This is a genomic window from Lactobacillus sp. N54.MGS-719 (genome assembly GCF_000980505.1).
Taxonomy (GTDB): Bacteria; Bacillota; Bacilli; order Lactobacillales; family Lactobacillaceae; genus Lactobacillus; species Lactobacillus amylovorus.
Map to the genome: position 1 here is coordinate 1 of NZ_LARO01000031.1, position 16,535 is coordinate 16,535.

The window sequence follows — 16,535 nt, forward strand, 5'->3', positions numbered from 1 at the left end:
CTTTGTTTGCTTTATCTTCACTTTTTATTCTAAACAAAATAAAAAGTGCCAGATCATGAATCCGTCGATTCATGATCCAACACTAGGTTAGTATGTTTGTGTAACTATCAGAATTTAAATTAACGATCTTCGTGGTTAGTGAAGTAACGGTAGTCCTTACTCTTGTCAAACAATACGGCACGAGCGTTTTCACCGTTTGAAATTGAGAAGATAACGTCAGGGTACTTGCTCTTAACTTCATCTTCTAAAAGACCTCTAAGCATGTCGTTGTTAGCTAAAACTGAACCAGTTAAAGCAATCTTCATTGGCTTTGGATCTTCGTAACGGTCCAAACCGATGATAATGTCACGAGCTAACAAGTGAGCTTGTTCCTTAATGATCTTGGTTGCATCTTCGTCGCCCTTGTCAGCAAGCTTAGCAACGTGAACTGCCATACCAGCTACTTCTGGGTTAGACATCTTGTAGAACTTAGCGTTACATTCATCCATGTGTTCAACGTTGAACAACTTAGTGAACATATCGATAAGTGAGTTGTGTTCACGTTTGTCCCAGCTAAGAAGAGCTGATTGCATAGCTGAACGAGCAATAGCGTAACCTGAACCTTCGTCACCTAAGATGTTGCCGTAACCACCTACAGCGATCAAGTGACCATCTTGTAAGCCATTGTAAACAGAACCAGTACCAGCGATAACCAAAGCACCATCATCGCCTTCAAGGCCTGCGTAAAGAGCTAAAAGTGAGTCGGTAATAGCACGAGTTGGCAGGTTGTTGATTCTTGATGAAATAGTTGCAGCAACTTCTGGAGCATTACCAACAACAGAAAGACCAGCGATACCAACTAATACACGCATGCAGTCGCCATCAATCTTGTTTAATAATTCGTTGATAGTGTCGGAAATATTTTTAATTCCGCCTTCGTAGTCAGCATTAATTTGACCTGGACCGCCTTCGGCACGACCAAGTTCTTTACCATTTTCGTCATATGCGATTGCAGTTGAGTGAGTACCACCTGCGTCAACACCAATTTGGTATTTAAGAGCCATATTTTCAATCTTCCTTCTATATTAATTTATCCGTATGATAACGTATACATTTTATTACATTTTCATATGACAGGTCTAGTATTAATTTTATTGTTAGCGCTAACACTCATTATTTTCTAATGCTTAAATAAAGAAATAATGTAAGCAAACTAATAGCTATGCCAATCAAGAATACCCAAGGAACGTAAATTAGAGTAATCTTGTGTGTACCTTTATTTAATTTAAAATTCAAAAAAGTATTCATAAATAGTATTTTATTTTTGTGAATTATATGACCATTATCCAAAATGAGCCAATTAAAACTGTTAGGAATAGTTGAATTCATTGTTTCCGTCTTTTTAGTGCTAAATGAATTGGAGTGAATTGTTAAAGCGGAGGTTTGTTTGAACTGTGGCTGCTTTTGCTTAAATTTGTCCATTATTTGCTCAAGCTGTTTAGTGTTCAAACACCAGAGGTTAGCCGCATTTAGATTTAATTGATTATTTTTAAGCGTGAAAACTACATGAATAGTTTGGCCACGCTGACGACTACCTAGATTGATTAAGCGAGAATTCTGATCACGTACGTCGGTATTAATGCTGTTGCCATTAACGGTTAAGCTGATTGAGTCATTATCAATATCACCAGGGAGCTCAAGATAGTATGAGTTGTCAGTTTGTGGTTTAAAGTTAAAGATTACGCGTCCTTCTTTAGCCTTATCTTTCTTGGTGTATTGCATCCAGCCGCCGTCCCAGCCCGAAATATTAATTAGTTTTGGATCAGGCCAGGTTACGCTAGAGAATAGTTGTGTTTGTTTTCCCGTAGCTGCTTCAAAGAATTTATTTTGATTGCCAGTAATATCGGTTGAATCAAATTTAACTTTAGTCGTAGATTTAGGCGTTAAGAATAAAAATGGTAAAGCATCGTCATTTTTCATCAAAACTAGTTGCTCAAATCTTTTCACAATATCGTAGTCGCTGGTATCGATTCGATTGCTGGAATTGCTATATTTCATCTGCTCATTTGCCTTAAGCGGAGTGATATCGTCATTAGGTAAAATGTAGTATTTAACGCCAAATAAATCGTCGGTAATTGGTGTGCTGCCATAATTGGTGTAGGAATTGCTGTTGTTGACGAAGCCCAAGTTGCTTAAAAGATTTAAAACGCGTTGGTTAGAGATAGAATTAAAAGTGCTGAGGCCGTAGTAATTTGCACTGAATGGATCATCGTCGGAGCGATAGAACGTTTTTTCCATCCGATATAATCTGTCGTCATGATCTTTAGCATATTGTGTAACTTGTTTAGTATTTTGAACGAAATTTTGGTAATCAGCGTTGTTTTGGTAGGCCAAATTGTTTAATGATAGAACCAGATTAACGATCAATTCTAGCTCAATAATTAAACAGAAGAACGGAGCTGCAAAGTTGCTTCTGTTGTGGATGAAACCGATGAAAAGGATACCAAGTGCTAAAAAGGCGGCAGAGGCAGTCTGAGCATTTTGATTCAAAAAGGCAAATGACTTAGAGTCTACGGTAATGAAAACGATTAGTCCGATCGCTAGTAAGATTAAAACGCCTATTTGCCAGAAACTGATTTTTTCACGCTGCTTCAGCGCAATGATTGCTAAATCTAATGCAAAAAAGATCAACACAAAAGAGAAACGACCTGGATACCAGACAGGGAATTGACCTAGGTGCCAAATTAAGACTAGCGGTGTCCAGAATAAAGAAGCAACTAAAAAGATCAATAAAATGCCATTAGCTAGTTTGTGCCGCCAGTTGATTTTTTTACTTAAGAAATAAAAGATTGCTAGCAAAACGAAAGGCAGGGCAATATAGATATTAGGCATTCCTTCCTGCATTTCATGAAAGTCGTATGCGCCATCTGCTAGTTTGGCTAATTCGTTATACGGAGCAAATTGAAAGCCCAAGGACCAAGTGGCACTTGAAGCAGCCTTTCCCTGTAACATTTCAACTGCGACGGGCAAAAGCATGGATGCGTCTAAAAATGAACCCCACATGCTTTTCTTCAAATATTCCCAGAAAAGTGGCCAGCGCTCTTTTTTATTGAAGAAAAATAGTTTGCTTAAAAGATAAAAGAGGCCAAAGGCAAGGGCCATATAAGCCGTGTAAAAATTGGTGAACCACAATAAAAAGGTGATCAAAATCAAATGATTCTTCTTTTGCTCTAACACGCGGTTGATTGCATCAATCAATAATGGCAAAAGCAATACCGAATCTAGCCACATTAGGTTAAAATGGTTAGCGATGGTGTAACCTGATAAAGCATAAGCGGCACTGGCTGCTAAAGCGTAAAACTCATTATCGATTTTTTGTTTCCAATAATAGTAGCTGGTTAGACCCACTGTCGCAATTTTAGCAGCAATAATGACGAGCACCATCTGCGACAGAAATTTCTGCGGCGCTAAAAACAAAAGCAGGTTAAAGGGACTAAACAGATAGTAGGCATCCGTTGCCAGCATTGAGCCCCCTAAGCCGCTTGAAAATGAATAAATGAGTCTAAGCGGGTGAGTAAACAAGTTGCTTCTGAAAAAGGCTAAGAAATCGACATATTGCTGGCCCAGATCAACAGTTAAAACTCCATTTTTGGTATAGAAGAAATAACTTAAGAAAATGAGGCCGGGCAAAACAAAACTGATCAAATACAGCACTTTTTCTTTATTGAAATTTAACTTAAGCGTTTGAAAATATTTTGTCATATTAAAATTTATCTAAGCTCCGTTCTCAATCGTAGAATTAACGTTCAGTTTTTGTTAAAATACATACAGTTTTAGTAAGGGACGATTTACGTGGATTATTTTAGAAAAAACAGTGGGACTGGTTCAAATAAACAGTCCTCAACTCCAATAAGAATGCGAATCATTCTGGGTGTTATTCTCGTGCTTTTTGCGATGCTGATAGGACAATTGGCATATTTGCAATTGGTCTACGGTTCTCGCTTTAAGGCAGAGGTGCAACAGTCTGATTCAACAGTTGTATCTAACCAAGTACCCCGTGGGGTAATGTATGATGCTAAAGGGCGCGTCCTAGTAGGGAATAAGGCAACTAATGCCATTACCTATACTAAGAGTGCTTCGACTACCACGACGCAGATTTATCAAATCTCAAATGCGTTGAGTAATTACATTAAGATTACCGATGAAAAGCCAACAAAGCAAATGGTAGCCGATTATTATTTAGCTGATGAGAATAATAATACGAAGATTTCAGCACAATTGCCTAAGTCAGATAAGGTTGATGCAGATGGTAATAAGAAGACTAACTCAGAAATTTACAAGGCTGAACTTAATTATGTTGAAAAGATGAATCTGAAGTTGAATGAAAAGCAAAAGACTGCTGCTTTGATTTTCAACAAGATTTCCGGAGCTTATACTTTATCAACTATTTACATTAAGAATAAAGGTTTGACTGATAAGGAAATTGCTCAAGTTGGTGAACACTTGTCAGAACTTCCTGGTGTTGGTATTGGTACCGAGTGGCAAAGATCATATCCAAATGGTTCATCAATCCAGAGTATTATTGGTTCTGTTTCAACTGAAAAGTCAGGTTTGCCTAGCGACAACTTACAATATTACTTAAGAAATGGCTACTCAAGAAACGACCGTGTTGGTACTTCATATCTTGAAAAAGAATATGAACCACTTTTGAAGGGGACAAAGTCAACCAGTCGAGTAACTACTAAGTCTAATGGTAATATTCAACAAACCAAAACTGTTTACAATGGTCAAGCTGGTGCAAGTTTGATGCTGACAATTGATGCCAAGTATCAAAAGCAAGTTCAAGCTGCATTAAAGCGTGTATACAGCTCAGCCGAATCAGCCGGTGCTGCACGCTACTCTAACGGTGCCTACGCCGTTGCTATGAATCCTCAGACTGGTGCGCTTTTAGCCGTAGCTGGTATTAACAGAAATACTAATACTGGTAAGACTACAGATAACGCATTAGGTGTAATCAACCAATCATTCGTTATGGGTTCTGTAGTTAAGGGTGCTACTGTTTCTGGCGGTTTGATTAATCATATTATTACGCCAATTAACAACACCTTGCCTGATACGCCAATTTACTTGCCAGGTTCTCCAGTTAAGAAGTCTGTTTACCCAATCGGTACATTCAGTTCTCTTGATGCCGAAACAGCTCTAGAAGTTTCAAGTAACATCTACATGATGCACCTTGCTATGAAGTGGGTAGGTGCAAAGTACGTGCCTAAGCAATACATTCATATGCCTAACGATTCATTTGATATCTTGCGTAGAAACTTCGCTATGTTTGGTTTAGGTCAAAAGACTGGTGTTGACCTTCCAGGTGAAGTTTCAGGTATTGAAGGTAAGTCATTCAACTCCAAAGGCAACATTTTGTCAGGTTCAGTACTTGACTTGGCCTACGGTAACTACGATGCATATACGCCAATTCAATTAGTACAATATGTTTCAACTATTGCTAACGGCGGCTACAGAATGCAGCCTTACATCGTTCAATCTGTTGGTAAGACCAGCAGGGACGGTAAGAAGATTTACATCAATTACAACAAGAAGCCTAATGTCCAACAAGCAATTCCTTGGACACCAGATGAATTGAATGTTGTAAGACAAGGTTTCTGGCGTGTAGTTCACGGTACTAACGGCTGGGGTACTGCTCACCCATTGAAGAACGTTAAGCCTTCAATCTCAGGTAAGACTGGTACTGCCCAAACCTTCTACTACGATGCAGAACACCCTAACAGAAAACACAATATCGAATTAATCAACGCTACCTGTATTGGTTATGCTCCATCTAAGAATCCAAAACTTGCGGTTGCAGTTGTCTTCCCAGGACTTGATCCAGATGGTGAGGGTACATATACTTTACAGGTAGCTAAGGCAATGATTCAGGATTATTTCAAACTTCATTCAACAAAATAATGATTAAGACTGGTCAAATTGCTTGAAAAATGCTATTCTAGTACAGTCAGAATAAAAGTGTAGGTGGTGAAAGAAATGGCAGATAACATCATTTTAGAATGCACCGAATGTGGCGATAGAAGTTACTTATCTAAGAAGAACAAGCGTAAGCATCCGGAACGTTTATCTTTGAAGAAGTATTGCCCAGTTGAAAGACGAGTAACACTTCACCGTGAAACTAAGTAATAAACCAAAATAGCAGGTTCAGTGCCTGCTATTTTTTTATTTTTGGACGAGAAAATGAAAAAAGCAGAATTAAGAAAAGAACAAATCAACAAATTAAAAGAATTCGCAAATACAAAAGAAAAAGAGACTGAAGATAGCATCCTGTTAGAAAAGCTAATGGAGACCGACTTGATTAAAAATAGCCAAACAATTGGCGTGACCGCTTCTCTGCCTTTTGAAGTCGATACGTCAGAATTAATCGCCAGATTGTGGGAAGCTGGTAAAAAGGTTTATTTAGCTAAGGCTAGAGCAGACCAAGATCATACATTGGACTTTCTTCGTTACACTTATATGAGCAAGCTGGTTAAATCAAAATTTGGCGTTGAAGAAATTGCTGATGGGGATGCCGAAGTTAATAACGAGCTTGATCTGGTGATTGTGCCTGGTTTAGCTTTTGCGTTAGACTCACATGTTCGTTTAGGTTTTGGCGGCGGTTATTATGACCGTTTTTTGGCTAAATATAATCCTAAGACTGTCTCACTAGTAAGTTCGCCAATGCAGTTTGCCAGTTCAGAATGGCCAGTAGAAAAAACGGATATTCCAATTCAAACGATTGTGACGACTAACAAAATCTATTAAAATATATCCAAATAACGAATTTTAAGGGGATTTTTAAATGAATCGAAGAATCAACCTGTCGCAAGCATTTGTGACAATGGGTATTTTAGTAGTATTATTGATCGTCTTTTTGGTTGAAGTATTCCTTGGCGGTTCAGAAAATACCAACGTATTGATGAAAATGGGTGCCATGAGCAACTACGCCGTAGTGGTTGGCAACCAATGGTGGCGTTTATTTACTGCCCAATTTTTGCATATTGGTGTAATGCACTTGGTTTCTAACGCCGTAATTATTTACTACATGGGGCAATATATTGAACCGATTATGGGTCACGCTAGATTTTTAGTGACTTATCTTTTAGCCGGTATTGGCGGTAATCTAATGAGTTTAGCCTTTAGTTCCGACCGCGGTTTGAGCGCTGGTGCTTCCACTGCTTTGTTTGGTCTTTTTGGTGCGATGACTGCAATTGGACTTCGCAATATTCATAATCCAATGATCAGTTTCTTAGGTAGACAGGCCTTCGTTTTAGCCTTAATTAACCTGGGGATTGATATTTTTGCCCCTGGCATCGATATTTGGGGTCACCTCGGTGGTTTGATTGTCGGTTTCTTATTAGCGGTTATTTTAGGCGATCGTGTAATGAAGACTTACAATCCTAAGTGGCGTGTTTTGGCTGGTGCCGTACTAATTTTTTATATAGTTTGGACAGTTAGAACAGGTATGATTATTAACTTCTAAGGAAAAGTAATGAAGACTTTATATGATGTACAGCAGCTTTTAGAGAAATATGGCATTTTGGTTCATATTGGTAAAAGAATCTGGGACATTGAACTAATGGCCTTAGAACTCGACAATATTAATAAGGCTGGTTTGATCGATCAACATGATTATATGATGGCTAAACTTATTTTACGTAGAGAATATCGCATTGAAGAACTCAATGAAAAAAAGAAAGATAAGAAAAATAATAGCAAGTAAATTAGTTTAGCGGTATCATTATATTTGTAAACTTTTATGAAAGGGCAGATTAGATTTTATGTCGAGTTTTTTAATTGTCTTAGATACTGTTTTATTAGTTATTCTTTTAGTCTTCGGTGGTGTTTGGGCCTGGAATAAGATTCAAGCCAAATCCCTCGGCGGTGAATTGACTAATGAAGAATTTAAAGAAGGCATGCGTAAGGCACAAATTATTGATCTGCGAGAAAAAGAGCCTTTTAAACGCAAGCATATTGATGGTGCGCGAAGCTTGCCATATACGATGCTTAAGTATCAATATAATGAACTTAGAAGTGATTTGCCGGTTTACCTTTACTCAGACTCAAACACAATCACATTGAGAGCTGCCCGTTTCTTGAAGAAGAAGGGCTTTGTTTCAGTCCACTGGCTTAAGGGTGGTTTTGAGACCTGGGACGGCAGAACTAAAAAGTCCAAATATTAATTTGAAAAACACATTTGGGAGGAGAATCTGCTCAAATGTGCTTTTTTCGTTTAAAAATGGATTGTGAAAGTGATGATATGCAAAAAGTATTAGCCATTGTTGGCCCAACCGCGATTGGCAAGACCGATCTGGCTATTGCCTTAGCCCAGAAATTAAATGGTGAGATCGTCTCAGGTGACTCTATGCAAGTTTACCAAGAAGTCGAAGTTGGTACCGCCAAAGCAACCAAAGAGGAACAGAGCAAGGTTAAACATTACCTAGTAGATACGCGCTCTGTGTTTGATGAATTTTCAGTCAAAGATTTCGTTGACGAAGCCCAAAAAGCTATTAAAGAAATTAGTGCTAAAGGTAAATTGCCAATTTTAGCTGGAGGTACCGGTTTTTATGTCAATGCCTTGCTTAACCAAATGCAGCTGGGTGAAAAGCAAGAAGAAAATCGCGGTACGTCGCAAAAATGGGAAGATTATCTCGCTCGCTACGGCCCAGAAAAACTGTGGCAGGTATTAAATGAAAAGGATCCGGCCGCAGCTAAGAAAATTCCGGTGCCTAATTCACGTAGAACGATGCGGGCACTGACCGTAATTGATCGTACTGGTAAGAAATTTTCGGAACAACAAAAGAAGATTGCCCCCCGCTATGATTATTTGATTATCGGCCTTAATTCTGATAGACAGGAAATCTATCGCAGAATTAATTTGCGCGTCGACAAGATGATGCAAAAAGGGATGCTGGCTGAAGCTAAATTCATTTATGAGAATCGTGCTAAAGAGCATCAAATTTTGCAGGCGATTGCTTACAAGGAATTCTTTCCTTACTTCGAAGGCAAGGAAGATTTAGACAGCTGTATTACGCAGTTAAAAACTGCTTCGAGGCGGTATGCTAAACGACAATTAACTTATTTTAGAAATCAACTACCCGTCGTTTGGTTTGATCCGCTGAATGATCCTGATTGTAAACAAAAGATTATTGCAAAAGTCGAGGAATGGAAAAATGAATAATTTACCAGAAAAACTACAAAAGATTGTCAAAGAAGTTGATCAACAAATCGCTCCTAAATTGGCAGAAATTGAAGATCAGATCGTTTTTAACCAAGCTAAGGTACTTAAAGCCTTCCAAGATAATGCCGTCGCAGAAGCTGATTTAAGCGGTTCTACGGGCTATGGTGATGACGATATGGGCCGTGACAAGCTTGATCGGATTTATGCCCAAGTTTTTGATACTGAAGATGCTTTAGTACGTCCACAATTCGTTTCAGGTACGCATACTTTATTTGTTGCTTTAAACGGTAATTTGAAGTCAGGCGATACTTTAACTTATTTAACTGGTCAACCTTATGATACTTTGCAAAAAGTAATCGGCTTAACCGTTGATAAGCGTGGTACTTTGGCTGAAAAGGGCGTGAAGTTTTCATACGTGCCACTAAATGATGAAAATACTGTTGACTATGATCAAGCAGAAAAGATTTTGAAGCGTGATCAACCAAAGATCGTCGCTATTCAACGTTCACGTGGCTATTCAACTAGAAAGACTTTCACCATCGATCAAATTAAAGAAATGATTGCCTTTGTTAAGAAGGTAAGTCCTAAGAGTATTGTCTTTATTGATAATTGTTACGGTGAATTTTCTGAAAAGCACGAAGCAACTGAATACGGTGCCGACTTAATGGCTGGTTCCTTAATCAAGAATGCTGGCGGTGGTCTAGCCAAGACCGGTGGCTACATCGTGGGTAAAAAGGACCTAGTAGAAAATGCTAAATACGCTTTGACTGCACCTGGCTGTACCGATGAAGGAGCTACTATTGGCAACTTGCATGACTTCTATGAAGGCTTCTTCTTGTCACCTAACGTAACTGGCATGGCCGAAAAGGGTATGATTTTTGCGGCTGCATTGTTTGATAAGATGGGCATGAATGTAACGCCTGCCTGGGATGAAAAGCGGAGTGACATTATCGAAACAATCATCTTCAATGACCCAGACAAGATGGTGAAGTTCGTTCAAGAAGTACAAAAGAACTCACCAATCGACTCCTTCGTAACTCCAGAAGCTGTCCACATGGAAGGCTACGAAGACAAGATTATTATGGCTGCTGGTAACTTCGTTTCAGGTTCAACAATTGAATTCTCAGCAGATGGTCCGATTAGACCACCTTACGCAGTATATATGCAAGGCGGTTTGACTTATGCTCATGACAAGGTCGCAATCATTAATGCGGTTCGCGATACATTTTTTAACAAATAGTAAAAGTTAAAAAATGTCATTAGACCAATTTGACTTTTTTAAATTGATCTGCTATTGTGTTAAACAGTTCTAGGAGATAAAAATCAAATCATAGGACCATACCAATTTAATGTTTTTTTGTTTTTAATAGGTGGAAAAGCTATGAGTAAACAATATACTACAGAAGAAATTAGAAAAGAAGTAGCAGACAAAAACGTAAGATTTTTACGTTTATGCTTCACTGATATTAACGGTACTGAAAAGGCTGTTGAAGTACCAACTAGTCAATTGGATAAAGTGTTGACTAATGATATTCGTTTTGACGGTTCTTCAATTGACGGCTTTGTTCGTCTTGAAGAAAGTGACATGGTTTTATACCCTGACTTCTCAACTTGGTCAGTATTGCCATGGGGTGACGAACACGGTGGCAAGATTGGTCGTTTGATTTGTTCAGTTCACATGACTGATGGTAAGCCATTTGCAGGTGATCCGAGAAACAACTTGAAGCGTGTTCTTGGTGAAATGAAAGAAGCTGGTTTCGATACCTTTGATATCGGCTTTGAAATGGAATTCCACCTCTTCAAGTTAGATGAAAATGGCAACTGGACTACTGAAGTTCCAGACCACGCATCATACTTTGACATGACTTCAGATGACGAAGGTGCACGTTGCCGTCGTGAAATCGTTGAAACTTTGGAAGAAATTGGTTTCGAAGTTGAAGCTGCTCACCACGAAGTTGGTGATGGTCAACAAGAAATCGACTTTAGATTCGATGATGCTTTAACTACTGCTGACAGATGCCAAACCTTTAAGATGGTTGCTCGTCACATTGCTAGAAAGCATGGTTTGTTTGCTACATTTATGGCTAAGCCTGTTGAAGGTCAAGCCGGAAACGGTATGCACAACAACATGTCACTCTTCAAGAACAAGCACAATGTCTTCTACGACAAAGATGGTGAATTCCACCTTTCAAACACTGCACTTTACTTCTTGAACGGTATTTTGGAACACGCACGTGCAATCACTGCAATTGGTAACCCAACTGTTAACTCATACAAGCGTTTGATTCCTGGTTTTGAAGCTCCTGTATACATTGCATGGGCTGCTAAGAACCGTTCACCACTTGTTCGTATTCCAAGTGCCGGTGAAATCAACACTCGTTTAGAAATGCGTTCAGCTGACCCAACTGCTAACCCATACTTACTTCTTGCTGCATGCTTGACTGCTGGTCTTAACGGTATCAAGGAACAAAAGATGCCAATGAAGCCAGTTGAAGAAAACATCTTTGAAATGTCAGAAGAAGAAAGAGCAGAACACGGCATCAAGCCACTTCCAACTACTCTTCACAACGCAATTAAGGCATTTAAGGCTGATGACTTAATCAAGAGCGCTTTGGGTGAACACTTAACTCACAGCTTTATCGAATCAAAAGAATTAGAATGGTCCAAGTACTCACAATCTGTTTCAGATTGGGAACGTCAACGTTACATGAATTGGTAATTTAATAGATTATCAAGTAAGAATCCTCGCTCTGTGCGAGGATTTTTTATTAATTTTTAAAGTTTGAGCAATGTCAAACGGGCAAATATGCTATATAATATTTAGAAATAAAGGTAATAATATCCCTAATAAGTTTAGGGATATTTTTGTGTTGCAATTAGAATTTGGAGTCTTTTTTGATGAGTAGAAGAATATTAACATTCATGTGTTTAACTGCTGCCGTTTTAGGATTAACGGCATGTAGCCAAAATTCTCATACTAATAATAAAGATAATGGCAGAGTTTCTAGCACTCAAAAACAGGCTCCAAAAAAATTAGTTGCCCAAGATTTATCTGATTCTGAAAAAGCAAGTGCGATCACGGTTTATGGTGCATTGAAATATAAAAAGGCCTGGCAGAAGACTTATCAAGCTGCCGATAAAAATGGCTTAAGCGTTGCCGTAAAGAGTGCTACTGCTTTTAGATACATTAAGGATAAGGGTTATATCTATCAGGTTAGCGGTAATGGCAAAGAACCGGATACTTTTTACATCTTGGAAGGCAGCACCGTTAATTTTTATAACCGAAAAAAAATAGGTAGTGCAAGTTTAAATGAGCTTGTGTCATATTTAAACGACAAAAACGAGATAAAAAATGTCAGAAAACTGGCTGCTTATACGACTATGGGAGCGTCAATTACTTCTGATAAATATGGTGTTAAAGGCGATAATGGTCTCGCTACAGTTCCAAAGCACTTGCGCGGCACCTGGTACAACCGTCGAGGTAAAAAGCTGGTGATCGATGCTCATAGCATTAATGGCGGGGAGATCCATAAGATCTCTGGTAGTTTTGCACCAACGTCATTTGAACAAACTAGAAGATGGGCTAGAGCCAGAATGGAAAATATCAATGGGATTGATTGTTATCACGTTCAGGCTTTGAATGCCCAAAACTTTGGCTGGCTATATACCGTTCAAAAGAAAGGCAAAAATGAGGCTGTAGCGACATATAGCGTTGATACTGGCAGTTGCACCGGTAGCTACTGGAAGTCTGTTAAGCTAGCTAAAGCTAATGTAGACGCTAAATTTGCTAGCCTCAGTTAATTCGTAAATTTTCTATAATATCTTTGATAAAAGATTGGCTTATTACTTTTTTTATAATAGTATTATGTCAAAGAGATAGATTTTATAGAAGGGAAGAATCCTTTTGAAACGCAAATTAACCGTACTTGTGGCAATCTCAGCCGCTTTAACTTTGGCAGGATGCTCACAAAGTACACAAGGAAATACACAATCAGAACAATCTAAGAGCAGTCAAGTTTCTAAGAAGAGCTCAAACAACAGCAATACTTCATCAGACTCTAGTTCGAAGAGCAGTGATTCAGATAAGCTCTCTGCAGAAAACATGGACTACAAGACTACCGCTAGTGCAATTGCGGTTTATGCTTCACAAAAGTATGGTGATACCTGGGAGATCGCAGTAAATGCTGCTAAGCAAAATCATTTGAGCGTAGCTTTTAGAAGCAAGGCTGAAACTGGTATTACTTCAGACAATAGCGGCTATGTTTACGAAGTTAGTGGTACAGGCAAGAGCAGTAACGCTCGTTATATGCTTAGCGGCGATGGTGCTAATAAGCAAATCACTATTTTTGTAAAGCAACGTAATGTTGGCACAGCTAGCTTGTCTGACATTGTAAACTACCTAAATGATAAAAATGATGCAGATTTAGTTAACCAATTAGCTAAAAACGCTGAATTAAATGCTAAACTTGAAGGCGATGGTGCTACAACTAAGGATACTGCTAATGTAAATAGCGTAATTCCAGCAGCTCTTCAAGGTACTTGGTACACTGCTGATACTGGTAATGGCAATATCGATACTTTGACTATTACAGGCAACAAGATCAACGATGAAGCCGGCTTTAGCATGAACGTTAAGAAGGATAATACCAATAGTTCATCTGATTCATTATCAGGCTACATGAAGCAAACTACCATGAATGGCATTAACTTCTACAGTTTCACTAATATGGGTCAAGAACCTGGTCAAGGTAGCACTTACTTAGCTCGTCATACCGAAAATGGTCAAGATGTGATCGTTTCAGCTAACTCTAAAGGGACTACGAATGCTGTTTACTGGAAGAGTAAAGATTTGGCAAAACAAAACTCAAATAAGCAATTTAGCGATTTGAAGTACTAAATTAAATAATTAAGCAAAAAGGCGTCGAAAGACGTCTTTTTTGTTTTTGAGAAAAATTTTACTTACGAAGAAAAATTTTTTCTGGTAAAGTAATCAACGTTGCAATAAAAGGAGGAAGAATTAATGGATAATGCTCAAACAGGGATACAAGCTCGTGTTAACGTTAAATGTCCATGGCTTGCTATTCTCCCATTAATGCTAGGATCATTTGTAGGGATGTTTAGTGAAACTTCATTGAACATTGCCTTACCACAATTGATGAAGGCTCTTCAAGTTGGTCAGTCTTCAATTCAATGGCTGGTTACCGGCTATATGCTCGTAATCGGGATAGTCCTGCCACTTTCAAGTTTGTTTACTAAGTGGTTTGCGACCAAAAAATTAGTTTTATTTGGCCTCGGTGCCTTTATTGGCGGTTCACTTATTTCGGGATTCGGGGTTAATTTTCCGATGGTTTTAATCGGTAGAATGATCCAGGGGATCGGAACTGGAATCATTTTGCCTTTAATGTTTACTATTGCGATGTTGATTTTCCCACCAAATAAGTTAGGTACAGTTAATGGTGTTCTTGCTTTAGTAATCATGTTTGCTCCAGCAATTGGTCCAACTTTGACGGGCTTAATTTTAGCTGCTGGTTCATGGTACGACATCTTCTTTACATTCGTCGTATTTTTAGTCATTGCCTTTGTAATCGGCTTATTTAGTTTGAAGAATGTTAGTCAAATTACTAAGCCAAAAGTTGATTTTGTGTCCATCATTTTGTCAATCTTTGCCTTCTCAGGTTTGATTGCGGGTGCAAGTTTTGCCAGCGAAATGGGTTGGCTTTCAGTACCAGTTCTTGCATGTTTAATCGTCGGTGTTATTGCCTTGATTTTCTATGTAAGACGTCAACTAAAACTTGAAGTACCTGTTTTAAACATGCGTGTGTTTAGACACCGCAACTTCACTTTGGGTGCAATTTTGGTCATGGTTGATTTTGGTATCATCTTGTCAGCAATGTATCTTTTGCCACAATACTTGCAAAATGGTTTGCTTGTAGCTGTTGCTTTGACTGGGATCATCATGCTTCCAGGTGGTGTCATTAACGCCGTAACTTCTGCTTTTGCTGGTAGAATGTACGATAGTTTTGGTGCCAAGTGGCCTGCTAGAATTGGTTTTATCATTGCCTTCGTTATTCATATCGATACTTGAAAGAGTAGGGGTTAAAAAGCAATTAATTTCTACATCGTCGAAACTGGCAACTGAAATATCGTTTGGAATATTAACGTTGGCATCATTTAAGGCCTTGTAGACGCCTAAAGCCATTGGATCACTCGCAACGACGATCGCTGTTGGTCGATCTTTTAACTGCAATAATTGATTGGTAGCTTCTAAAGCTTCATCAGCTGACCAGTTAGCAGTAAAGGTGTGACAATACTGATCTAAGTTGTGCATTTTCATCCAGGCGATATAGCCGTCTTCACGCAAGTCATCTTTTCTTAAAACAATTTTGCCATCTAAGTTAACTACGGCAGATTTACCACCAATATAGGCGATATTTCTATGTCCCATTTCGTAGAGCGTATCTAAGATATTAGTGGTTGCTTAAATAAAGTCATTGCGGACGATATTACAGCCGCGGATGTTGGTGTTTACGTCTAGGAAAATCACATTCGGATTGATGTTTTGAATCTGCTCGATAGCGGCCGCAGTCATTTCACCTTCGATAATAACTGCACCGTAATTTGCTAGATCGGTCCAATTTTTATCTGGATCATCAAGTTTAATGAAAAACGCCCGAAAATCCCCGTATTTTAATGCGGGGATGGATAGGGCTTGCCGTCTCTAAAGGTATTGTAGATCTGGTCATTAATGTACTTTTCTACTACTTCTTTAGACATATTCCCTACGCTACCAAAGTAATAGCTTGGCGACCATAAATGCCCGCCCCACATCCTGTTTTGCTTAATTTCGGGGTGATTCTGGAAGAATAAGAAAGCACTTCTTCCTTTGAGTGCTTTGACTACGCTTGAACCTGATTTTGATGGTCTAAAGCTGATAAGCAAATGAATATGTTCAGGCATTACCTCCATTTTTTCAATTTTGATTTGATTATCTTCAGCTATTTGCTTGAGCAGGTCTCGCATTTCTTGAGCCAGGTCTTGGTTAGTAAAGATTTGATTGCGGTATTTAGTACACCAAATTAGATGATAGTGTGCATTATAGACGTAGTGTTTTTCATAGCCTGCGTCTTTTATTTTGTCTCTCTTATTATTCATAGTCTAATATCCTTTCGTCTACTATGTATCTATTTACTGTTGATTATAAGATATACATAGGCTATAATCAAATTACAATAATACAAGGAGGTGAAATACATGAAAAGAATGAGCAGTTTAGCCTATCATTTTGGCGTTAAGCTTCGCTTTTATCCTAGTTCTAAGCAAAAGAAAATCATTAAAC

14 protein-coding genes and 2 pseudogenes are annotated in these 16,535 nt (G+C 38.6%); 12 read left to right on the forward strand and 4 right to left on the reverse strand.

Translation table 11 applies throughout. The features are described from left to right. Positions 1-119: 119 nt before the first annotated feature. The gene (locus WS44_RS06430) at positions 120-1,043 is read right to left on the reverse strand and encodes a BadF/BadG/BcrA/BcrD ATPase family protein (protein WP_013438381.1); all 924 of its coding nucleotides are present in this window, start codon (positions 1,041-1,043) and stop codon (positions 120-122) included. Between the two features lie 109 nt (positions 1,044-1,152). After that, the gene (locus WS44_RS06435; protein ID WP_014566061.1) at positions 1,153-3,741 is read right to left on the reverse strand and encodes a YfhO family protein; all 2,589 of its coding nucleotides are present in this window, start codon (positions 3,739-3,741) and stop codon (positions 1,153-1,155) included. Between the two features lie 90 nt (positions 3,742-3,831). Between WS44_RS06435 and WS44_RS06440 the strand changes: the two genes are divergently transcribed. The 12 genes and pseudogenes from WS44_RS06440 to WS44_RS06495 form a co-directional block, all read left to right on the forward strand. Beyond that, positions 3,832-5,940, forward strand: a complete 2,109-nt coding sequence (locus WS44_RS06440; protein WP_046433746.1) for a penicillin-binding protein 2 — start codon at positions 3,832-3,834, stop codon at positions 5,938-5,940. A 75-nt stretch (positions 5,941-6,015) separates the two neighbouring features. Continuing rightward, positions 6,016-6,165 carry a 50S ribosomal protein L33 gene (gene rpmG / locus WS44_RS06445; RefSeq protein ID WP_006351577.1) on the forward strand — a complete coding sequence of 50 codons (150 nt, stop codon included), beginning with the start codon at positions 6,016-6,018 and terminating at the stop codon, positions 6,163-6,165. A gap of 54 nt (positions 6,166-6,219) precedes the next feature. Beyond that, positions 6,220-6,783, forward strand: coding sequence for a 5-formyltetrahydrofolate cyclo-ligase (locus tag WS44_RS06450; RefSeq protein WP_014566060.1), 564 nt, complete (start codon positions 6,220-6,222; stop codon positions 6,781-6,783). Between the two features lie 37 nt (positions 6,784-6,820). Further along, entirely contained in the window at positions 6,821-7,501 is a 681-nt protein-coding gene (locus WS44_RS06455) for a rhomboid family intramembrane serine protease (RefSeq protein ID WP_013438377.1), read from the forward strand. Between the two features lie 9 nt (positions 7,502-7,510). Further along, positions 7,511-7,741: a YqgQ family protein gene (locus WS44_RS06460; RefSeq protein ID WP_013438376.1), complete on the forward strand. Its 231-nt coding sequence runs from the start codon at positions 7,511-7,513 to the stop codon at positions 7,739-7,741. A gap of 58 nt (positions 7,742-7,799) precedes the next feature. Next, a complete protein-coding gene (locus WS44_RS06465; RefSeq protein WP_013438375.1) occupies positions 7,800-8,201 on the forward strand; it encodes a rhodanese-like domain-containing protein in 402 nt (133 codons plus the stop codon). 77 nt (positions 8,202-8,278) lie between these two features. Then, positions 8,279-9,199 (forward strand): tRNA (adenosine(37)-N6)-dimethylallyltransferase MiaA, encoded by a 921-nt coding sequence (miaA, locus tag WS44_RS06470; protein ID WP_013438374.1) that lies wholly within the window; start codon positions 8,279-8,281, stop codon positions 9,197-9,199. Further along, on the forward strand, positions 9,192-10,439 hold the full coding sequence (locus WS44_RS06475) for an aminotransferase class V-fold PLP-dependent enzyme (RefSeq protein ID WP_013438373.1): 1,248 nt from the start codon (positions 9,192-9,194) through the stop codon (positions 10,437-10,439). The genes miaA and WS44_RS06475 overlap by 8 nt, the downstream gene beginning before the upstream one ends. 141 nt (positions 10,440-10,580) lie before the next feature. Then, positions 10,581-11,918 carry a type I glutamate--ammonia ligase gene (gene glnA, locus WS44_RS06480; protein WP_013438372.1) on the forward strand — a complete coding sequence of 446 codons (1,338 nt, stop codon included), beginning with the start codon at positions 10,581-10,583 and terminating at the stop codon, positions 11,916-11,918. A gap of 179 nt (positions 11,919-12,097) precedes the next feature. After that, complete coding sequence (locus WS44_RS06485; protein WP_046433749.1) at positions 12,098-13,000, forward strand: hypothetical protein; 903 nt, start codon at positions 12,098-12,100, stop codon at positions 12,998-13,000. A 103-nt stretch (positions 13,001-13,103) separates the two neighbouring features. Further along, positions 13,104-14,096, forward strand: a complete 993-nt coding sequence (locus WS44_RS06490; protein WP_013438370.1) for a hypothetical protein — start codon at positions 13,104-13,106, stop codon at positions 14,094-14,096. Between the two features lie 123 nt (positions 14,097-14,219). Continuing rightward, positions 14,220-15,266: pseudogene (locus WS44_RS06495) on the forward strand (MFS transporter); the annotation flags it as partial. 60 nt (positions 15,267-15,326) lie between these two features. On the opposite strand, the pseudogene WS44_RS10060 reads toward WS44_RS06495, so the two are convergent. Next, positions 15,327-15,644: pseudogene (locus WS44_RS10060) on the reverse strand (substrate-binding domain-containing protein); the annotation flags it as partial. Positions 15,645-15,886: 242 nt separating this feature from the next. Next, on the reverse strand, positions 15,887-16,351 hold the full coding sequence (gene tnpA / locus WS44_RS06500; protein ID WP_046433750.1) for an IS200/IS605 family transposase: 465 nt from the start codon (positions 16,349-16,351) through the stop codon (positions 15,887-15,889). Positions 16,352-16,535 lie beyond the last annotated feature (184 nt).